This window comes from Corallococcus sp. CA053C (genome assembly GCF_003611675.1).
Lineage (GTDB): Bacteria > Myxococcota > Myxococcia > Myxococcales > Myxococcaceae > Corallococcus.
In genome coordinates, this window is the sequence record NZ_RAWA01000069.1 from 1 (window position 1) to 20216 (window position 20216).

Sequence of the window (20216 nt, forward strand, 5' to 3'; positions counted from 1 at the left end):
CGCTTGCGCAGATCCGCGTTCACCCTCCGCCGCATCTTCGGCAGCGCCCGCGCGAAGCCCACGATGCTCTTGAACTTCGCGTCCTGTTGCCGCTGCGTGTGCGCGTCGCTGTAGCGGTACTGCCAGCGGCCCGCTCCGTCCCTGCCCACCGCCTGCAGCCGCGCGGACGCCTTCGTCGCGATGGCCACCTCCGTCCAGGCCGGGGGCAGCCGCAGGGCCTCGATGCGCTCGCGCTCCGCCGCGGACACCGGGCGACCCGTCGCGTCCACGTAGCGGAAGCCCCGCTTCATCGTCCCCAACCGCCGGTGGCCGTCCCGGCGCAGGCGCTCCAGCTGCGTCAGGCCCCGGGTGCCCCGACGACCTGGAGGCGTGCTCGGCTCGGTTTCCGCTGTCGCGAGATGGGAGGTCATGGCTGTCATCCGGGGCCGGGGCCAGGACACCTGGACGCCAGGGCCCAGCCTGTAGTGCGCAGCCCACTGGCGGCCGGCAAGCCGCTCGGCACTCGCAGGCATGCACAGCAGGCAGGCGGAAAAGCCCCGGGTGGCATTTTCGGTTGGAGGTGCAGTCGTTTAGAGTCCAGTTCAACTCCCACCCGCAGAGTATTTCCGAGGCATGACGACCTTCCTTGACGCCCTCGTGGCGTTCCCGACCGCGATCTTCACCATCCTCCTGGGGGTGGTGCTGGCCTATTGGCTGTGCGTGATCATCGGCGCGGTGGGCATCGACGTGCTGGACGGCGACGTCCACCTGGATCTGGAAGGCGGCGCCAAGGCGGTGAGCGGCGCGTTCGAGGGCGGGGCCAAGGCCACCTCGGGGTTGCTGGAGGGCGGGGCGAAGGCCGTTTCGGGGCACGGGCATGGCGGGCACTCGCACGCGCATGACGCGGAGGCCGCCACCGGGATGATGTCGTTGCTGGGCTTCGGCGGCATCCCCATCACGGTGTCGGTGAGCCTGGTGGTGTTCCTGTCCTGGTCGCTGTCGCTCGTGAGCGGACTGCCGGTGCACACGGCGCTCTCCATGCTGCCTTCGTGGCTCGTCAGCACGGGCCTGGGCCTGGGCTGCTTCGCGGTGGGGACGGCGGTGGGCGGACTCGCGGTGCGACCCCTGCGCCCCATCTTCATCGCCAAGCGCGCCCCGGGCCGCGAGGCCCTGATGGGCCGCGTGTGCAACATCTCCAGTGGCAGCGTCACGGCGCGCGACGGCCACGCGACCTTCAACGATGGGGCCGCGGGCCTCATCCTCAACGTCGTCTGTGAGAAGCCCAACCAGCTCAAGCGGGGCGAGCCGGCGTTGATCCTCGGCTACGACGCAGAGCGCGGTGTGTACGAGGTGGAGCCGGTGGACTGGCTCCTGCCCCAGGAAATGGAGCAGCTTCGCGATCCGCTCAAGGCAGCGGCGGTCGCGAGGGCCCGCTCGCAGCGATGAACATTGGCGTCCTCCGGACCTTCCGGACGGGCGCGACAATCGGCACCGGGTGGCTTTCGCGGGGGACCCCGAGTGCTTGGAACAAGGCCCGCCCAACGGACTTCACAGGAAGGCCATGGATCCCATCAGCCTGGCAGCAATCATCGGCGGCGGCGTCATCATCCTCTTCGGCATCTTCGTCAGCGTGGCGAAGTTCTACCGCCAGGTGGATCAGGGCAAGGTGCTCATCGTCAACACGATGAAGACCGAGCCCACGGTGACGTTCACCGGCGCCGTCGTCCTCCCCATCGTCCACCGCGCGGAGGTGATGGACATCTCGCTGAAGACGGTTGAAATCGACCGCCGCGGCAAGGAAGGACTCATCTGCCAGGACAACATCCGGGCGGACATCAAGGTCACCTTCTTCGTGCGCGTGAACAAGACCCGCGAGGACGTGCTCAAGGTGGCCCAGTCCATCGGCTGCGTGCGCGCGAGCGACCAGGAGACACTGGAGAACCTCTTCGAGGCCAAGTTCTCCGAGGCCCTCAAGACGGTGGGCAAGAGCTTCGACTTCGAGCAGCTCTACACCAAGCGCGATGAGATCAAGGACAAGGTGGTCGGCACCATCGGCCGCGACCTCAACGGCTACATGCTGGAGGACTGCGCCATCGACTTCCTCGAGCAGACCCCGGTGGAGATGCTCGACAAGGACAACATCCTGGACGCCCAGGGCATCCGGAAGATCACCCAGCTCACCACCGAGCAGAACGTCTTCACCAACGAGCTGCGCCAGTCCGAGCGCATGGCCGTGACCAAGCGGGACGTGGAAGCCGACGAGGCCATCTTCGCCTTGCAGCGTCAGCGTGAAGAGGCCGCCGCCAAGCAGCGCCGGGAGATCGACAGCATCCAGGCGCGCGAGACGGCCGAGGCCGACCGCGTGAAGAGCGAGGAGTTCGCCAAGGCGCAGCTCGCGCGCATCAAGGCCGAGGAAGAGATCGCCATCAACGAGGAGAACAAGACGCGCCAGGTGCAGGTGGCGCAGAAGAACCGCGAGCGCGTGGTGGGCGTGGAGACCGAGCGCGTGGAGAAGGACCGCGCGCTGGAAGCCATCAACCGCGAGCGTGAGACGGAGCTGCAGCGCATCTCCAAGGAGAAGGCGCTGGAGGGAGAGAAGAAGGCCATCGCCGACGTGGTGCGCGCCCGCATCGCGGTGGAGAAGACCGTCGCCCAGGAAGAGGAGAACATCAAGGACCTGCGCGTGACGTCGGAGGCCCGCCGCAACAAGGACGCCCTCATCATCGCCGCCCAGGGTCACGCGGAGGAGTCGTCCGTCAAGGACATCCAGGCCGCGGACGCGAGCGCGAAGATCGCCGTCTTCCTCGCCAAGGAGAAGCTGACCCTGGCCGAGGCGGACCTGGAGGCCGCGGACAAGTCCGCGAAGGCGAAGATGCGGCTGGCCGAGGGCATCCAGGCCGAGTCCGCCGCCGCGGGGCTCGCCAACGTGCGCGTGCGGGAAGCGGACGCGGTCGCCACGGAGAAGCTGGGCATGGCGCAGGTGCGCGTGAAGGAGGCCGAGGCCTCCGTCATCCAGAAGCAGGGCCAGGCGCAGGCCTCCGCGACGCGCGAGAGGCTGCTCGCCGAGGCGTCCGGCCTGGAGGAGAAGGGCATGGCCCAGGCCCGCGTGCAGGAGGCGGAAGCCGGCGCCATCCACAAGCGCGGCGAGGCGGAGGCGTTCGCCATGCGCGAGAAGCTGCTCGCCGAGGCCGCCGCCATCCAGGAGAAGCTGATGGCCGAGGCGCGGGGCCTGTCGGAGAAGGCCACGGCGATGAAGGCCCTGGACGGCGTGGGTCGCGAGCACGAGGAGTACCGCCTGCGCCTCAACAAGGAGCGCGACGTGGAGCTGGCGGCCATCAACGTGCGCAAGGACATCGCGCAGGCCCAGGCCACCGTGCTGGCCCAGGCGTTCGGCAACGCGAAGTTCCAGATCGTCGGCGGCGACGGGAAGTTCTTCGAGAACTTCATCAAGGCCGTGTCCTTCGGCAGCTCGGTGGACGGCGCGCTGGATCACGGCGAGGCGCTGAAGAAGGCGCTCGGCGGCTACCTCAACGGTGAGAAGGACCTGCCGGCGGACCTGAAGGAGATCCTCTCCAAGCCGGGCCTCACCAACGACGCGCAGAACCTGGCCGTCGCCGCGCTGCTCAACCGGATGTCCGTCAACCCCACCGCCTCCACCGCCGCCGGCATCAAGGCGCTGGTGCAGACCGAGGCCGCGGCCCTCCTCGAAAAGCAGGGCTGAAAGCAGGGGGATGAACAGCCATGGCGACTGACGGTGGAAAGACTCCGGGCACCCCTGTGCCCGGAGGCGAGGCGACGCTGGAGGGCGGCAGCTACGAGGTCATCCGGGCGCGCCTGCACTCCCAGGCGGACGCGCTGGCGACCCGCGCGAACGACCTCAACGGGCGGCGCAAGGCGTTGTTCGGCGGCAGGGAGCTCACCGTCATCGGCAACGAGCGGGTGCGCACGGAGAACAACTGCGTCCCGCGCGACATCGTCAGCGTCGGGAAGTACCTCCTCTTCGGCTACAACGTCTTCATCGGTCTGAAGAAGGAGACCGTGGTTTCGGACGTCTTCTCGCTGCACCGCTTCGAGAAGACGGCCGAGGGCTTCGACTTGTCCGCCGTGCCTCCCACGGAGGCCGGCGGCTTCCTCGCGGACCCGCGGTTCGTGAAGGACTTCGGCGAGCTGTACAAGTACTACAAGGACGCGAAGCTCCTGCAGCTGCGCCGTCGTGACTCGCGCCTCCTGGCGGTGTTCCAGACGGGCCAGTCCGCGCGCGACCTCAAGGTCTTCCGCTTCAACGTGGACGTGGAGGGCCGCGCCACCTACGTCGACAACCAGGGCGAGCGCGACCACGTCTTCCCGCCGTCGCACGACTTCGAGTGGACGGTGGCCACGCGCGAGCAGTACGTGCTGGGCCAGCACCCCCACGTCAACGTGCTGGATCAGGTCTTCGTGGAGACGGTGAAGGGCGACCTCACCATCAAGGTCGAGGACAACACCACCACCGGCATGGGCATCTACAGCGAGCCGGTGGATGATCCGGATCAGTCGCTGGACGACGCGGAGTTCGCCTGGACGCAGGTGGGCGGCCTCATCCTGCTGCGCGTGCTCCCGTTCCGGGAGAAGGCGCACCGCTACCTCGTCTTCAACGCGCGCACGCAGCACGTGGTGCGCATCGACGCCATCGGCCAGTCGTGCGTGCGGCTGCCGGAGGACCAGGGCATCGTCTTCCCCGGCGGCTACTACCTGCAGACGGGCGACTACAAGGTCTTCGACGGCGCGTCGGACGGGATGGAGTTCCACCAGGCGGTGCGCTCGCCCAACGGGGAGGACGTGCTCTACGTCTTCCACCGCCGGGACGAGGGCAGCTACGTGCTGTTCCCGTACAACCTGGTGCGCAAGGAGGTGCAGACGCCGCTCGTGTCCAACGGCATGAGCCTCTTCGCGGACGGTGGGCTGGTGGTGTTCCGCGCCACGTCGCAGGAGCCCACGCGCGTGCACCCGATGCAGGTGTGGCAGACGCCGTTCGTCTCCGACGAGCACGCCGCGCAGCTACCCCCCGCGCCCGGGTACCTGGGCAAGGTGGGCAACGCGGAGCTGGTGCGCGGCATCAGCGACGCGCTGACGCTGCCGCGCGTGGCGAAGACGGACAAGCCCACCCGCCGCACCTACGAGGACCTGGTCTCCGCGGCCACGCGGGCCCTGGACGCGTACTACTGGCTGGGCCACGCGGAAGTGGGGCTCCAGGAGCCCATTGAACTCCTGCGGCGCACCTCCGAGCTCATCATCGATGAGTTCGAGAAGGTCCTCGCGATGCGCAAGCGCGCCGAGGAGTCGCTCGCGCAGGCGACGCAGACGCAGGAGACGCTGCTGCTCCAGGCGCAGCCGGAGGGGCTCACCGACGCCGAGGGCTTCATGCGGGCGCTGGCGGACCTGCGCCGGCACCGCGGGCACCTCATCACGCTGAAGGACGTCCGCTACATGGACCTGGGGCGTGTGGACGCCCTGGAGCAGGCCGTGGTGGCCTCGTCCGACGCCGTGAGCAGCGCGTGCGTGGACTTCCTCCAGAAGGGCGAAGCGCTGCAGCCGCTGGCCACCCGGCTGGATGGCCTGCTCACGCGGCTGGAGCCGGTGACGACGACGGCGGAGCTGGCGCCGCTGGCGGAGGACGTGGAGCGCACCGGCCAGGGCCTGGAGGTGCTGGGTGAGGTGGTGGGCGGGCTCCAGGTGGGCGACCCCCTGGCGCGCGCGCGCATCCTGGAGGGCATCTCCGAGCTGTTCAGCCGCTTGAACCGCGTGCGCGCGGGGCTCCAGGCGCGGCGCAAGGAGCTGAGCAGCAAGGAGAAGCGCGCGGAGTTCGGCGCGCAGTTCAAGCTGCTGGGCCAGAGCATCGAGAACGCGCTGTCCCAGGCGGACTCGCCGGAGAAGTGCGACGAGGGGCTGTCGCGCCTCACCGTGATGCTGGAGGAGCTGGAGGGCCGCTTCGGCGAGTTCGACGAGTTCCTCGGGCAGATCACCGTCAAGCGCGAGGAGCTGCTGGAGGCCTTTGGCGCGCGCAAGCAGTCGCTGGTGGACGAGCGCCAGCGCCGCGCGTCCGGCCTCTTCAGCGCCGCGGAGCGCATCCTCCAGGGCGTGCAGCGGCGGGCGAAGTCGTTCAAGGCGGACGACGAGCTCAACGCCTACTTCGCGTCCGACGCGATGATCCTCAAGCTGCGGCAGCTGGCCGAACAGCTGCTCGCGCTCCAGGACAGCGTGCGCGCGGACGAGGTGCTGTCGCGGGTGAAGTCCTCGAAGCAGGACGCCCTGCGCGCGCTGCGCGACCGGCAGGACCTGTTCGAGGGCGGCGAGGGGCTCATCAAGCTGGGGCCCTACCGCTTCCACGTCAACACCCAGCCCCTGGACCTGACGCTGGTGCCGCGCGATGGCGCGCTGTACCTCCAGCTCACCGGCTCCGACTACACGCAGAAGCTGGAGGACCCGGAGCTGCTCAAGTACCGCGAGCTCTGGGAGCAACACCTCGTCTCCGAGACGCGCGACGTGTACCGCGCGGAGTACCTCGCCGCCGGCCTGCTGATGGACGCGGAGGAGGGCAAGGGGGGCCTGACGCTGACGGCGCTGTACGAAGCCGGCGCGCAGGGCCAGCTGCTGGAGCGCGTGCGTGCGTACGCGGCGGAGCGCTTCGACGAAGGCTACGAGCGCGGCGTGCACGACGCGGACGCGGCGGCCCTCCTGGAGAAGCTGCTCGCGCTGCACCAGGGCGCGGGCCTGCTGCGCTTCGCCCCGGTGCCTCGCGCCTGGGCCGCGCTGTACTGGGCGTTTGATCCGGACGAGACGCTCCGGGGCGTGTTCCACCGGCGCGCACGCAGCCTCGCGCGGCTGCGTGAGGCGTTCGACACCACGTCGGACCTGGTGGCGCTGGGAGACGAGCTGGGCGGGAGGGTGCTCGCGTTCCTTGAGGGCCACGGGCTCCAGGCGTCGCCGTCGGAGGGTCGGCAGGCGGGCCGCTACCTCGTGGAGGAGCTGGCGGCGGAGCGTCCGCGCTTCACCACCAGCCGCGAGGCCCTCGCGGTGAAGGACGCGTTCCTGGCGCACCTGGACCGGCACGGCTCACGCACCGCGTTCGACGAGGACCTGCGGGGCCTGGAGAAGAACCTGCCCGAGCGCCTGCGCATCGCCCGGGCGTGGGTGGAGGCGTTCCTCGCGAGGCGCGAGGGCGGCGCGGGCGAGGCGGCCTACGTCGCGCTGGAGACGGCGGTGGTGCTCGTCACCGAGCGCAAGCTGGACCGCGAGACGGCGGGCGCCATCACCTCCACGGAGGCCACGGGCCTGCTGGGCAGCCACCCGCGCGTGCAGGACCGGAAGCTGGCGCTGCGGCTGGATGAGTTCCTGTCCCGCCTGGGCGAGTTCCGCCAGGTGCGCGTGCCCGCGTACATGGCCTACCGCGCGCACCTGCGGGACCTGTTGGACAAGGAGCGGCGCAAGCTGCGGCTGGAGGAGCTGACGCCCAAGGTGCTCACGAGCTTCGTGCGCAACCGGCTCATCGACGAGGTGTACCTGCCGCTCATCGGCGCCAACCTGGCCAAGCAGCTGGGCGCGGCGGGCGAGGGCAAGCGCACGGACCGCATGGGCATGCTGCTGCTCATGTCGCCGCCGGGCTACGGCAAGACGACGCTGATGGAGTACGTGGCGAGCCGCCTGGGCCTCACCTTCGTGAAGGTGAACGGGCCGGCGCTGGGCCATGCCGTGAAGTCGTTGGATCCGGCGGAGGCCCCCAACGCCACCGCGCGGCAGGAGGTGGAGCGCATCAACCTGTCCTTCGAGATGGGCAACAACGTGATGCTCTACCTCGACGACATCCAGCACACGGATCCGGAGCTGCTCCAGAAGTTCATCTCCCTCTGCGACGGCCAGCGCCGCGTGGAGGGTGTCTGGAATGGCCAGACGCGCACGTATGACCTGCGCGGCAAGAAGTTCTGCGTGGTGATGGCGGGCAACCCGTACACGGAGACGGGTGAGCGCTTCCGCATCCCGGACATGCTCGCCAACCGCGCGGACACGTACAACCTGGGCGACATCCTGGACGGCAAGGAGGAGCTCTTCTCGCTCAGCTACCTGGAGAACGCGCTCACCTCCAACCCGGTGCTGGCGCCGCTGGCCACGAGGGATCCGCAGGACGTGCACCGGCTCATCCGGATGGCGAAGGGCGAGGAGGTGCCCGCGGGCGAGCTGAAGCATGGCTACGCGGCGGCGGAGCTCCAGGAGATCGTCGCCGTCTTCCAGCGGCTGTTCCGCGTACAGCAGGTGCTGCTGAAGGTGAATCTCCAGTACATCGCGTCCGCCGCGCAGGACGAGCGCTTCCGCGTGGAGCCCCCGTTCAAGTTGCAGGGCAGCTACCGCAACATGAACAAGATGGCGGAGAAGGTCGTCTCCGCGATGACGGACGACGAGCTGGAGCGGCGCATCGATGACCACTACCAGGGCGAGTCCCAGACGCTCACCACCGCTGCGGAGCAGAACCTGCTCAAGCTCCAGGAGATGCGCGGGCGCCTGACGCCGGAGAAGGCGAAGCGCTGGGAGGAGATCAAGCAGGGCTTCGCCCGCGTGAAGCGCATGGGGGGCAAGGAGGACGACCCCGTGGCCCGTGTCACCGGACAGCTGGGCGCCATCGAGGAGCAGCTGGGCGCGGTGCGCGACGCCGTGGTCCAGGCCGCGGCCCAGGCCGGCAGCGCTCCCGACGTGGATCCGATGGCGGAGGTGGCCCCGCACCTGGAGGCCCTGCGCGAAGCCGTGCTGGAGGTGGCCCGCGTGGGCCGCGAGACGGCCGCCGCGAAGCCCGCGCCCGCACCGGCGCAGGTGGTGGCCCCGGCGGCTCCGGCCACGGACCTGGCGCCGTACCTCAAGCACCTGTCCCAGCTGCTCAAGGCCCTCACGGAGCGGGTGGCGGCCCAGGCCGAAGCGCCCACGTTGAGGAATGTCCCCCTGCCGGCCCCGGCCCCCGACTTCGGGCCGTACCTGGCGCAGCTCTCCCACGCCATCACCGCGCTGGCGGACCGGCCGGTGTCGGTGTCCATGCCCTCGCAGGTGGAGTCCCTCCAGCGCGCGGCGAGCGGCCCGTCTCCGGCGGAGCTGAGCCGGCAGATCGAGCTGGTGGAGGGCGCGCTCTTGCCCCTGGAGCGCGCCGCCCGCCGCAACGTGCAGGGCGAAGGGGAGGGCATCAAGGCCCTCCAGGTCTGGCAGGGCATCACCGAGGCGCTGGAGCTGCTGCGCGGCATGCTGCGGCGGTAGCGCTTCGCCCGGAGCGGTTCGCGCCTACTTCGGGGGCGCGAACTGCTCCGCCCCGTCCACCGTCTTGCCGTCCAGCACCTGCGCCAGCGTGTCGGTGAGCTGCTGGCCGTCGCTGGCGGTGACGCGCACCTGGAAGCTGCCTTCGCCCACGCCGTCCCCTGTGACGAAGTAGTTGTAGCTCTCGCGCTTCAGGGCCTTCCAGTCGCCGCCGCCGCGCTTCCATTCGAGCTTCTGGATGGGCAGCCGGTGGTTGCGCACCTGGATGGCGGTCCACCACGGATTGCTGTCCTCCTTGAAGCGGTACTGCACGGGTCCGGCGACGTCGCAGGACACCGGTGTCCAGGTGATGTCCACCCGGCCGTCCTTCATCTCCGCCACCTTGGCGAAGGCCTCGCGGCTCAGGTCCAGGTGGTCCTTCTCGCAGTCGGGACAGGAGTCGACGATGCGAACGCGCACGGTGCCCTTGGGGCCCACGATGTCCACGCACGCCCCGCAGGCGGCGCTGTCGTCGTAGTGGTCGGGGCTCATCGCCGCCACCATCAGGTCGCCGCCCCGGTCGAAGCTGCAATTGCCGTCCCCCTTGGCGTCGTAATAGGTCGCAATCCCTTTCTGCTCCAAGCCCAGCGTCACGCCCCCACCGGAGGCGGAGTCACCGCAGCCTCCACAGGCGAACGAGGCCACGGCCAGCAGCAGCGAGGACTTCCACGAGGAGGGTCGGTTCATACCGCGCAGCATACACGCGCTGCCTTGCGTCAAGGACAGACACGCGCTGGGTCCTGTCCACGCCAGACAGACTTGTTAGGGTACGGCTCTTCCTCGAAAGGAAAGGTATCCCCAAGATGAACAAGTTTGCACGCGTGGTGTGTCTGGGTTCGGCCCTCGTGGTGTCCGCCTGTGGTGGCCCGGAGCAGATGGAGGGCGAGGCGATTGCGCAGCAGGAGGCGGCCTTCGTGATTCCCTCGACGGCGTCTTCGCAGGGCTGCAGCTTCACGCTCAACGCGACGCAGATCACCACCGCGCCTCCCAGCTGGAACATCACGCTCACGCGCACCGGAGGCGCGAGCTGCGCCTACCCGACGGGCGACTCGGTGGTGCTCGGGACGTCCAACGGCTCGGAGCCCAAGGTGTCGCTGGCGGGCAACGCGCTGGGGCTCGCGGCCGCGTTCACGATGAAGGGGACCTTCAGCGGCTCGTCGCCCATCGCCCTGGGCCTCAGGCACGTGGACCCGACGAACCTGACCACGGTGCGCAGCGCGGACATCCGTGGTGACTACCCCTACGGACAGATCACCTCGGGGGGTGTCTCCATCCAGGCGGACGGCACGACGCTGAAGGTGTCCGGTTCGAAGTCGGGCACCCTCCAGGGCATGGGAGGCACCTACTACACCGCGACGTTCCTGGACTTCTTCACCAGCACCACGGCGCCGACCTACCAGACGTTCTGATGCAGGGCTGATGCTGAAAAAGACCCCGCCCGTCACCGGGGCATTCCGGTGACGGGCGGGGACCCCCTTGCTGCATGCCCTGGGTGTCTCCCCGGGGGATTACCGACCGCGGGCGGACGCGCTGGTGAGCGCGCGGGCCTGGGTGATGAGCTTCACGAACTCGGTGCGGTCGCTGTCCGTGCCCACGGCGCTCTCCGCGAGCTTCTGCGCGGTGGCGAGGCTCCAGCCCTCGGCGGCGGGAGCGGCGCGGAGGATGTCCGCGGTGGCGCCCACGGCCACGGCGAAGCGGAAGTCGGGCGACGCGGCCTCCAGGGAGGCCTTCAGCTGGGAGCGCGTGAGGGGGAAGGCCTGCTCCTTGGCCTCGGTGCCGTTGGGGGCCTTGGCGCGGATGCGCACCGTGGCCAGCTCCTGCGCCTCGCCCGTCAGCTCCACCTCGTACAGCGCCGTCACGGTGTGGCCCGCGCCAATCTCACCCGCGTCCACCTTGTCGTCGCGGAAGTCCTTGTCCGCGATGTCGCGGTTCTCGTAGCCCATCAGGCGGTAGCGGCTCACGGCCTTGGGGTTGAACTCCACCTGGAACTTCACGTCCTTCGCGATGACTTCCAGCGTGCCGGTGAGCTGGGTCTCGAAGACCTTGCGCGCCTCCTTCATGCTGTCCACGTAGAAGCTGTTGCCGTTGCCCTTGTCGGCCAGCTGCTCCATCAGCGAGTCGTGGTAGTTGCCCATGCCGAAGCCCACCGTGGTGAGGGTGACGCCCTCGGACACGTACTTCTGCACGCTGGCGAGCATGTCCTTCGCGCTCAGGTTGGGGCCGATGTTGGCGTCGCCGTCCGTGAGCACCACCACGCGGGACACCACGCTGCCGGAGGCCTTCTTCACCGCGTGCTTGTAGGCCGTCTCCATGCCGGAGCCCATCGCCGTGCCGCCGCCCGCGGCCAGCGTGTCCAGCGCCGCGTGGATCTTCTTCACGTCCGTGGCGGGCGTGGGCGCCAGCACGTCCCGCGTGGACCCCGCGTAGGTGACGAGCGCGACGGTGTCGTTCTCGTTGAGGTTCTTCACCGCGATCTTGATGGACTCCAGCGCCAGCGGCAGCTTGTCCGACGACGCCATGGAGCCGCTGGTGTCCACCAGGAACACCAGGTGCGCGGGCTTGCGCTGCGAGCGCGAGACGACCTTGCCCTGCACGCCCACGCGCACGAAGTGGCGGCGCGCGTTGAACGGCGAGGGCGCGCCCTCCAGGTGCACCGTGAAGGCGCCCTCTTCCGGCGGGGCGTAGCGGTACTTGAAGTAGTTGACGAACTCCTCCACGCGCACCGCCGTGGCGGGCGGCAGCTGGCCCTGCTGCAGGTAGCGCCGCGCCATGGAGTAGGAGGCCGTGTCCACGTCCGCCGCGAAGGTGGACAGCGCGTCCTTCGTCGTCTCGGTGAAGGCGTTGGGCTTGTACGCCTCGAAGGTGTTGCCGCCCTCGTTCAGGGACTTGTCCTCGTCCTGGTCCTTCTTGGCCTTCTCCTTCGGCGGGGCGGTGTTCGCGGCTCCCAGGGAGCCCGCGGCCACCGAGCCCACGACCCCGCCGCTCACGCCCTGGGCCATCGCCATGGGCTTCGCCGGCATGGCCTTCATGGCCGGCCCCGTCGACGCGCGGCGCATCGCCGCCGGCTCCGGGGTCGACGGGCTCGGAGGCGGTGGGGCCATGAGGGCCTCCTCGCCGAGGCTCTCGGCGGAATCGCGCGCCTCGGTCGGGGCCACCGCGGCCACGGGGGAAGGCTTGGGGGCGGCATCGTCCCAGGGTGCGGCCTTGTAGCGCTTGGACGACACTTCCTGATTCGCCTGCGGCCCCGAGGGGCTCGAGGTGGAGCACGCGGCCACGAGGCCCGCCGACAGGAGGGCACCACTGAGGAAGGACACGCGGCGCTTCGAGAAGAACGGGGACATTCGGGCTCCCAGACAGGCAGTTGAAGGCGTGGGCTTCAAAACGGCCGACTTCCGGAATGGGTTTATCCGATGAATTTTTCCCGCCGCCGGGCGTGGCCCGCGCTTGCGTGGGGAAACCCCTTTTGCGACGGTGCCCGCCCATGGAGACGACACGACCGTTCCGGATTCTGGGCATCCAGCAGATCGCCGTCGGAGGGCTGGACAAGGGCGCGCTGCGCAGGCTGTGGGTGGACACGCTGGGCCTTCAGGCCCACGGCACCTACCGCAGCGAACGTGAGAACGTGGACGAGGACATCGTCATCGCGGGCGCCGGCCCCTTCAAGGTGGAGGTGGACTTGATGCAGCCCGTCAACCCGGACGGCCGCCCGAAGGTGCACGACCCGGCGCTGAACCACGTGGGGCTGTGGGTGGACGACCTGGCCACGGCCGTGAAGTGGCTGGAGGGGCAGGGGATGCGCTTCACCCCCGGCGGCATCCGCAAGGGCGCGGCGGGCTTCGACGTGTGCTTCATCCACCCGAAGCCGAGTGATCAGTTCCCGCTGAGCGGCGAGGGCGTGCTCATCGAACTGGTGCAGGCCCCGCCGGACGTCATCCGCGCCTTCGAGCAGGCGGCATCCACGGGCCACTGAGCACGAACTGGCGGGCGCGCGCGAAGCCCTTCTTCAGCGCGCGCTCCACCGGATCCACTGCGATGCACAGGACGTACGTGCACGCGATGAGCAGCACCACGAGCCCCGCGTACTGGAGCCACCCGCTGGAGTCGCCCCAGACGCGCTGGAAGGAGAAGACGCCTCCCAGCCGGTAGAACAGCAGCATCTCGTGGAAGAAGTACGCGGACAGCGACGCCGTCCCGAACACCTCCAGGAAGCGGCGTGCGCGCGAGGGCTTCGCGTCCGCCGCCATCCGTCCCTCCACTTTCAGCAACACGAGCAGCACCGCGCAGACCCACATGAACCGGGTGGCGGAGTTGGACGGGTTGGTGACGAAGAAGCGGTGCGGGGGGTAGAGGCCGCCCAGGACGTGGGGCATCAGCGTCCCCACGAGCCCCAGCGCGATGAGGAAGACCAGGGCCCGCGCCAGCCCCGCGCGGCCCCACGCGCCCGCGATGGTGCCCGCGAAGGCGCCCAGCCAGGCGAAGCCCACCCACGGCAGCAGGGGGAAGGTGGCCCAGGAGGACTTGCGCAGGAACGACGCCCAGGGCTCGCCGGCGTTGTCGAAGAGGGGCGCGATCGCGAACGCGACCATCGCGAGCACGAACGCCGTGGCCGCGAGGGCGCGAGGCCGCGAGGCCAGCAGCGCCGCCAGGGGCAGGGTGATCAGCAGGCACAGGGCGACGCAGTGGAGGATGTCCAGGCGCAGGAGCCACACCGGCTCGCGCAGCACGGGGAACCAGGCCGCGTTGACGAGCGCGGCGACCGCGAACACCTCCGCGATGCGGCGCAGGTTGCGGGGCACGCGCTCGCGAAGCACGCCTGCCGCGGCGCTGCGCACCATCAGCAGGCAGAGCGCGAACCCGGCGGAGAAGATGAAGGCAGGGGCCACCAGCCCGTCGAGCCTCAACAGCCAGCCCGTCCACACGCTCTTGCGCAGCTCGGGGGTGAGCAGCGCGAGCGCGTGGGTCTGGATCATGAAGAGGACGGAGAGTCCGCGCAGCCAGTCGATGGCGCGGATGCGCTCGCGGGAGGCGGGGGTCGGAAGGGGCAGGGCGCTCAAGGCGGCGCTACCCTATGTCGGTCCCGCGGGCGGTTGCACGCGCCCGCGGGGCCAGGGCTCCGTCCGCTACCAGGTGACGGCGTCGAGGTACGCCGTCCCCTTCCAGGTGCCGCCCGTCTGGAACTCCACGCCCAGTTGATACAGCGGCGTGGTGGATCCGGAGGGCAGCGTCACGGTGAGGGTGTTCCACGCCCCGGCCTGGAGGCTGCCCACGGCGAACCACTTTCCCGTCCAGCGCCAGTTGGCCGCCGCGCCTTCCAGGGCGTAGGGCTGCACGCCGGTGATGCTGCTGCCGGTGGGGAGCCACAGCCGGAACGTCACCGTCCTCCCAGCCGCCACGGCCGCGTTGGACACGGCCACGGTGCCGCTGCCGGACGCGCCGTTGAAGGGCACGGCCAGCGAACGGAGGCCCGCGGAGGCCCTCGCGGTGCTGGTGCTGACGGCCGACACCGCGGCGCCGCCGGCGGTCCACCCCTGCGTGCTGGACTCGAAGCCATACTTCGACGGATCCGTGGGAGTGCCCGCATCGGACGAACCGCTGCCACCGTCGGTGCCGCCATCGGGAAGCGTGCCGCCGTCCACGCCACCGTCGGTGCCACCATCGGGACGCGTGCCGCCATCGGTCGGCGCGGTGCCACCGTCGACCGGGGGCGTGCCCGCGTCGGACGAACCGCTGCCCGGAAGCGGCAGCGTGGTGCCGAGCGCGGGCAGCAGCAGCCCTCCGGCCTGGAGGAACGTCTTCGCGCGCTGCTTCAGGTACGGCTGCCCGTCGGTGGCGAGGTCGTTCTGGTAGGAACTCTGTCCGCCCGCGCCCGCGCCGTACAGCAGGGCCACGACGCCCACGTTGGCGAACTTGCGGCGGTGCAGGTCACCGAGCGCGCCGAAGAAGTACTCGGTGCGGTTGTCCTTGTAGCCCTGCCGCGCGCCGCCCGCGTTGTTGACGTTGAGGTGGTTGGAGTTGCCCAGGGGGATCTGCCACAGCACCCAGCGCTTGCCGGCGGTCTGGTTGAAGAGGCGCAGCCACTCCGCGTAGCGGTTGAACGATTTGGACGTGATGGACGCCGTGTCGCTCATGTCCCAGGTGTGGTCCTGGCCCTGTGTGAGCCGGTAGAAGTCCGCGTCGCGGTCCAGCGGATCCCCGAAGAGCACGTCGTAGGTGGCGCCCGTGACGTTGGTGGCGAGCCCCAGCGGCTTGAGGAAGTTGACGACCTTGTCGACCTCCGGCTGGAGCGGATCCGTGAGGGAGTTGAAGGCGATGTCCTTGCCGCTGGCCCACGCGGAGATGTGCAGGCCGAGCGTGACGTTGTTCGCGCCCACGGCCTTGCGCAGCTGGAGGAACGCCAGGCTCCAACCGGCCACGGTGTTGGGCAGGCCCGCGAGCTCCGGCATGCCGGAGGCGGCGATCGCCGCGTACGCATTCGGGTTGGAGGCCGTCTGGAATTGGAGGAAGCCGACGGCGTCCGGCTCCACGTGCACGACGACGGGACCGCCGAAGGTCTTCGCGCGCTGGAGGAGCAGCTTCACGTCCTCGAAGTAGGCGCGCATGGTGCTGGCGTTCTTCAGCTTCGCCAGCGTCTCCTGCTCGCCGCCGCCGGGCTCACCGAAGAGCTGGTAGTAGGTGACGACGGGGACGTAGCCCTGCGCCTTCGTCTCGGTGAAGAAGCTGGCGGCCCAGCTGCCATCGTGGGCGCCGTAGCCCCAGTTGTCCGCCCAGCCCTTGGTGAAGTAGCGGTAGCGCGCATCCCAGGGGACGTCGCTGTCACGCATCCAGGTCTGGCCGGCCTCTTCGAAGAGGCCCACCATGAAGCGGTTCTGGAAGGCCGGGGGCACGGGGCCCTGCACACCCGCGGCATGGGCCGACATCGCCCCGAGACACGTCAGCGTCAGCAGCGCCGCGAGGGCGCGTCGAATGGGCTTGGTCATGGAGGCGCTAGTACGCTTCGGCGCCCTCATGCCTTCCGCGTTTGACGACTGCGCCCCCCCGGCCGACAGCCCACCGGGCCGTGGCGCGAGCCTCCGCTCTGCTCAGGGCGCGCAGCCCAGCTCAGGCTCCGGCGCGTCCTTGTCCTGGAGCGCGAGCAGGCACGCGAGCGCTTCCGGATCCACGGTGTCCATCAGGTATGTGCGGCGCCACAGGAGCGCGGCGAAGCGCTTGGGGAGCTGCGCGTCGGGAGCGACGAGGGCGCGGCGCACGCCGTTGCTGCCCTCGGCGGCCTGGGCCCGCGCGGCCTCCAGCTTCGCGACCTCGTCCGGGCAGCCGCCTTCCTCCGGGCAATTGTAGAGAAACACCGCGTGCCCGTGCTCCAGGTTGTGCAGCCACGAGCAGCGCGGCTGCTCCGCGGTGAAGCTCCGGCACGACAGCCAGGTGGTGCAGTGCGGGCCGGAGTTGGGCGGGTTCTCACCGTTGCCGCACCCGGTGCTGCTGCACGAGCTCACGTGGCTTGCGGACGGTGTGTCGGACAGTGGGAACGCGAATCGCTCGCAGCCTTCTCCACCGGGAGTGGGCGGATCCTCGGACGTCGAACCGCAGGCGAGGCACAGCGAGAGCAGGAGGGCGGGCAGGGCGCGAAGCATCCGCCCCGTCATATCGCAATCAACTCCGGGTCATCCGGGCGCGACGCCGCGTCGCTCCACATCGAGGCCGCTCAGCCCCCGGAAGCCCATGCCTTCGAGCAGGCGCAGGAAGTCCGCGGGAGGCAGGCTGCCGCTCGTGACATGGCGCGAGGAGCCGTCCTCGGAGACCTCCTCCTGGGACGCCGGTTCACCGCTCCGCATCAGGCCGCCCAGGTCCACGGGCGCGCGGCTCCTCAGCGTGAAGTCCACGCGGTCCGGCTGATAGCCCGTGTTGGCGGCGATGACGACGTGGTCCGGCATGCGTTGCGACCAGCGCACCGCGACCAGCGGATGCACCTGGGCGTCGGAGCTGAACAGCAGGAGCACGCGGTTGCCCACGAAGCGCGGCGGCGTCTTCGCGCACCGGGCCACCTCGCGCTGGACCTCCAGGCGGCAGTCGCGCAGTGCATCCACGCCCAGCACGCGGCTCTCCAGGATGTCCGACGCGCTGCCCGCGCGCAGCAGCACCTGCATCGCCAGCGGCGTCGCGACGCGGTGGGAGCGGCACGCCGCGTTCAAGAGCGACACGGCCTCCAGCGTCGCCGTGCGCTTCGCCCGCCGCAGCGCATCCTTGAGGTACGGCATCGGCGCATCCACCCCCAGGGCCGCCACCGTTCCCAACACGGCCAGCCACTCCAGCGGACCGGGCACGATGAAGGGCGACGTGAGCACGTACGTCAGCAGGCTGGCGTTGGCGACGGGCTCATGGCCGCGCGTCGTCACGACCCGCGCCTCGGGTGGGTACCCGTCCGAGGCGTAACGGTCGCCGCGCTCCACGACGAGCGTGGGGACGCCCTTGAGCAGCGGCCCTCCGCCCCGGCTGCCCGTGTTGAGCACCACCAGTCGCTCCGCCGGGAACGTGCCCAGCCGCTCCAGGAAGGACGGGGTGTGCAGGTCCTCGCCCTTGCCCGGAAGCCGCGCCGTCGGGCGTGCTCCCAGCGACTGGAGCGCGCGCAGCATCAGCACCCCGGAGGCCAGCCCATCCACGTCCGGGTGCGGCACGACGAGGACGGGGCGGCCCCGGCACCCCTCCAGGAACCCCCGTGCTTCCGTCAACGCCACCTCCGGCACGGGCCAAAGCGGGTCCCTGGTGTGTCCCAGCAGCATGGGTGAAAACTGTGACTCCCTGTAGCTGCGCGGCAGGGAGCGGCCGTCGTGGCTGCCTGCTCTCCTTTCAGCCCCCCGGGAATGGGGCGCGCTCGACGGGCCGGCGGACTTCATGCTGGAGGCGAAGGAGAAGGACCGCGCCGTTTTTGCGCTGCGTCAGAACGCGGGGCCCCGCCGTTCACCCAGGGATCAGGGTGCGCGGACCGTTTGACTTCGCGGGTGCGAGGGCGGGGCGCTTCCCATAGTGTCCGCGCCCATGACCCGCACCCCCTTCCTGCAGCCCCTGATGCGCGCGGCCCTGGCCGCCCTGTCGCTCGCGGCCACCACCGCGGGCGCGCAAGCGACGCCCGCCCCCGCCACCAAGGCCCCGGTGACTCCCGCCGCCAAGGCCACGCCCGCCGAAGCGAAGCAGTTCGCCGCCAAGCTGAACGCGGACCTGAAGCAGCTCTGGACCCGGCAGGCCACCGCCGAGTGGATCAAGAGCACGTACATCACCGACGACACGGAGCGGAACGCCGCGTCCGTCAACGAAGAGGTGATGGCCTACGTCAACGGCGCCATCAAGGACTCGCGCCGCTTCGACGGGCTGAAGCTGGACGCGGACACCGCGCGCATGCTGCACCTGCTGCGCGTCTCCCAGACGCTGCCCGCCCCGGCCAACGCCACCCAGCGCGCGGAGCTGGCCGCCACCGCCGCGAAGCTGGAGGGCCTGTACGGCAAGGGCAAGTACTGCGGCAAGGACGGCAAGGGGAAGTGCCGCGACCTGGAGGAGCTGTCGGACGTGATGGCGGAGAGCCGCAACGCGGACGAGCTGCTCGACGCGTGGCAGGGCTGGCACGCCATCAGCCGCCCCATGCGGCCGCTGTACTCGCAGCTCGTCACCCTCTCCAACGCGGGCGCGAAGGACATCGGCTTCAGCGACCTGGGCACGCTCTGGCGCTCGTCGTACGACATGCAGCCGGCGGAGTTCGAGCAGGAGGCGCAGCGGCTCTGGGGCCAGGTCAAGCCCATGTACGACGAGCTGCACTGCTACGTGCGCGGCCGGCTCGCGAAGCAGTACGGCGAGGCGAAGGTGCCCGCTGGCAAGCCCATCCCCGCGCACCTGCTGGGCAATATGTGGGCGCAGGAGTGGAACAACATCTACCCGCTGGTGGAGCCGTTCCCCGGCCAGGCCAACCTGGACGTCGGCGCCACGCTGGCGAAGCAGGGCTATGACGCGCAGAAGATGGTCAAGCTGGGGGAGAAGTTCTTCACCTCGCTGGGCCTCAAGCCGCTGCCGCAGACCTTCTGGGAGCGCTCGCAGTTCACCAAGCCGAAGGACCGCGACGTCGTCTGCCACGCCAGCGCCTGGGACGTGACGTACGACAACGACCTGCGCATCAAGATGTGCATCAAGCCCACCGAGGAGGACCTGGTCACCATCCACCACGAGCTGGGCCACGACTACTACTACACGTACTACTACAAGCTCCCCGTGCTCTTTCAGGCGGGCGCCAACGACGGCTTCCACGAGGCCATTGGCGACGCGCTCACGCTCTCCATCACCCCGGGCTACCTCCAGCAGGCGGGCCTGTTGAGCGCGGTGGAGAAGAACGACAAGAACGTCATCAACCTGCAGCTCAAGGACGCGCTGGAGAAGGTGGCCTTCCTGCCCTTCGGCCTGCTCGTGGATCAGTGGCGCTGGGACGTCTTCAGCGGGAAGGTGAAGCCGGCGGACTACAACAAGAGCTGGTGGGAGCTGCGCCAGAAGTACCAGGGCGTGGCCGCGCCGGTGGCCCGCACGGAGCAGGACTTCGACCCGGGCGCCAAGTACCACGTCCCCGCGAACGTCCCGTACACGCGCTACTTCCTCGCGCGGATCCTCCAGTTCCAGTTCCACAAGGCGCTGTGCGAGGCCGCCGGCATCAAGGGCCCGCTCAACGAGTGCTCCATCTACGGCAACAAGGCCGCGGGCCAGCGGCTCCAGGCGATGCTGGAACTGGGCGCGAGCAAGCCGTGGCCGGAGGCGCTCGCCGCGATGACGGGCGGCAAGCAGATGGATGCCACGCCGATGCTCGAGTACTTCGCCCCGCTGCGTCGTTGGCTGCAGGAGCAGAACAAGGGGCAGAAGTGCGGTTGGTAGCCTGCCCGGGGAGTAGACAGGTTCAGCGACGGGCG

Annotated in this window: 12 protein-coding genes and 1 pseudogene; 6 read left to right on the forward strand and 7 right to left on the reverse strand. The window is 69.8% G+C overall.

The genetic code is table 11. The features are described from left to right. A pseudogene (locus D7V97_RS12330) lies at nt 1-410 on the reverse strand (DNA topoisomerase IB); the annotation flags it as partial. Nucleotides 411-612: 202 nt separating this feature from the next. Here D7V97_RS12330 and D7V97_RS12335 point away from each other — a divergent pair. From D7V97_RS12335 to D7V97_RS12345, 3 genes are all read left to right on the forward strand, one after another. Further along, complete coding sequence (locus D7V97_RS12335) at nt 613-1425, forward strand: hypothetical protein (protein ID WP_120610815.1); 813 nt, start codon at nt 613-615, stop codon at nt 1423-1425. A 115-nt stretch (nt 1426-1540) separates the two neighbouring features. Beyond that, nucleotides 1541-3700, forward strand: a complete 2160-nt coding sequence (locus D7V97_RS12340) for a flotillin family protein (protein WP_120610816.1) — start codon at nt 1541-1543, stop codon at nt 3698-3700. 20 nt (nt 3701-3720) lie between these two features. Further along, nucleotides 3721-9249: a DNA repair ATPase gene (locus D7V97_RS12345; RefSeq protein WP_120610817.1), complete on the forward strand. Its 5529-nt coding sequence runs from the start codon at nt 3721-3723 to the stop codon at nt 9247-9249. A 24-nt stretch (nt 9250-9273) separates the two neighbouring features. Here D7V97_RS12345 and D7V97_RS12350 read toward each other — a convergent pair whose 3' ends face one another. Next, a complete protein-coding gene (locus D7V97_RS12350; protein ID WP_199728782.1) occupies nt 9274-9972 on the reverse strand; it encodes an expansin EXLX1 family cellulose-binding protein in 699 nt (232 codons plus the stop codon). 116 nt (nt 9973-10088) lie between these two features. Between D7V97_RS12350 and D7V97_RS12355 the strand changes: the two genes are divergently transcribed. After that, nucleotides 10089-10694 (forward strand): hypothetical protein, encoded by a 606-nt coding sequence (locus D7V97_RS12355; protein ID WP_120610819.1) that lies wholly within the window; start codon nt 10089-10091, stop codon nt 10692-10694. 99 nt (nt 10695-10793) lie between these two features. Here D7V97_RS12355 and D7V97_RS12360 read toward each other — a convergent pair whose 3' ends face one another. Beyond that, nucleotides 10794-12626, reverse strand: a complete 1833-nt coding sequence (locus D7V97_RS12360; RefSeq protein WP_120610820.1) for a von Willebrand factor type A domain-containing protein — start codon at nt 12624-12626, stop codon at nt 10794-10796. A 140-nt stretch (nt 12627-12766) separates the two neighbouring features. Between D7V97_RS12360 and D7V97_RS12365 the strand changes: the two genes are divergently transcribed. After that, nucleotides 12767-13255, forward strand: a complete 489-nt coding sequence (locus D7V97_RS12365; protein WP_120610821.1) for a VOC family protein — start codon at nt 12767-12769, stop codon at nt 13253-13255. On the opposite strand, the gene D7V97_RS12370 is transcribed toward D7V97_RS12365, so the two are convergent. The 4 genes from D7V97_RS12370 to D7V97_RS12385 all read right to left on the reverse strand — a co-directional run bounded on the left by D7V97_RS12370 (nt 13215) and on the right by D7V97_RS12385 (nt 18014). Continuing rightward, nucleotides 13215-14339, reverse strand: coding sequence for a heparan-alpha-glucosaminide N-acetyltransferase domain-containing protein (locus D7V97_RS12370; protein WP_120610822.1), 1125 nt, complete (start codon nt 14337-14339; stop codon nt 13215-13217). The genes D7V97_RS12365 and D7V97_RS12370 overlap by 41 nt on opposite strands. A gap of 66 nt (nt 14340-14405) precedes the next feature. Next, complete coding sequence (locus D7V97_RS12375) at nt 14406-16262, reverse strand: hypothetical protein (RefSeq protein ID WP_120610823.1); 1857 nt, start codon at nt 16260-16262, stop codon at nt 14406-14408. 102 nt (nt 16263-16364) lie between these two features. Further along, the gene (locus tag D7V97_RS12380; RefSeq protein ID WP_233582703.1) at nt 16365-16913 is read right to left on the reverse strand and encodes a DUF3105 domain-containing protein; all 549 of its coding nucleotides are present in this window, start codon (nt 16911-16913) and stop codon (nt 16365-16367) included. Nucleotides 16914-16943: 30 nt separating this feature from the next. Further along, nucleotides 16944-18014 (reverse strand): hypothetical protein, encoded by a 1071-nt coding sequence (locus D7V97_RS12385; RefSeq protein WP_233582705.1) that lies wholly within the window; start codon nt 18012-18014, stop codon nt 16944-16946. Between the two features lie 331 nt (nt 18015-18345). Between D7V97_RS12385 and D7V97_RS12395 the strand changes: the two genes are divergently transcribed. Then, nucleotides 18346-20181, forward strand: coding sequence for a M2 family metallopeptidase (locus tag D7V97_RS12395; RefSeq protein ID WP_233582707.1), 1836 nt, complete (start codon nt 18346-18348; stop codon nt 20179-20181). Nucleotides 20182-20216 lie beyond the last annotated feature (35 nt).

Coding starts and splice junctions, on each gene's coding strand:
- D7V97_RS12335 (WP_120610815.1), top strand. CDS start 613: ATGACGACCTTCCTTGACGCCCTCGTGGCGTTCCCGACCGCGATCTTC.
- D7V97_RS12340 (WP_120610816.1), top strand. CDS start 1,541: ATGGATCCCATCAGCCTGGCAGCAATCATCGGCGGCGGCGTCATCATC.
- D7V97_RS12345 (WP_120610817.1), top strand. CDS start 3,721: ATGGCGACTGACGGTGGAAAGACTCCGGGCACCCCTGTGCCCGGAGGC.
- D7V97_RS12350 (WP_199728782.1), bottom strand. CDS start 9,972: ATGAACCGACCCTCCTCGTGGAAGTCCTCGCTGCTGCTGGCCGTGGCC.
- D7V97_RS12355 (WP_120610819.1), top strand. CDS start 10,089: ATGAACAAGTTTGCACGCGTGGTGTGTCTGGGTTCGGCCCTCGTGGTG.
- D7V97_RS12360 (WP_120610820.1), bottom strand. CDS start 12,626: ATGTCCCCGTTCTTCTCGAAGCGCCGCGTGTCCTTCCTCAGTGGTGCC.
- D7V97_RS12365 (WP_120610821.1), top strand. CDS start 12,767: ATGGAGACGACACGACCGTTCCGGATTCTGGGCATCCAGCAGATCGCC.
- D7V97_RS12375 (WP_120610823.1), bottom strand. CDS start 16,262: ATGACCAAGCCCATTCGACGCGCCCTCGCGGCGCTGCTGACGCTGACG.
- D7V97_RS12380 (WP_233582703.1), bottom strand. CDS start 16,913: ATGCTTCGCGCCCTGCCCGCCCTCCTGCTCTCGCTGTGCCTCGCCTGC.
- D7V97_RS12395 (WP_233582707.1), top strand. CDS start 18,346: ATGCGCGCGGCCCTGGCCGCCCTGTCGCTCGCGGCCACCACCGCGGGC.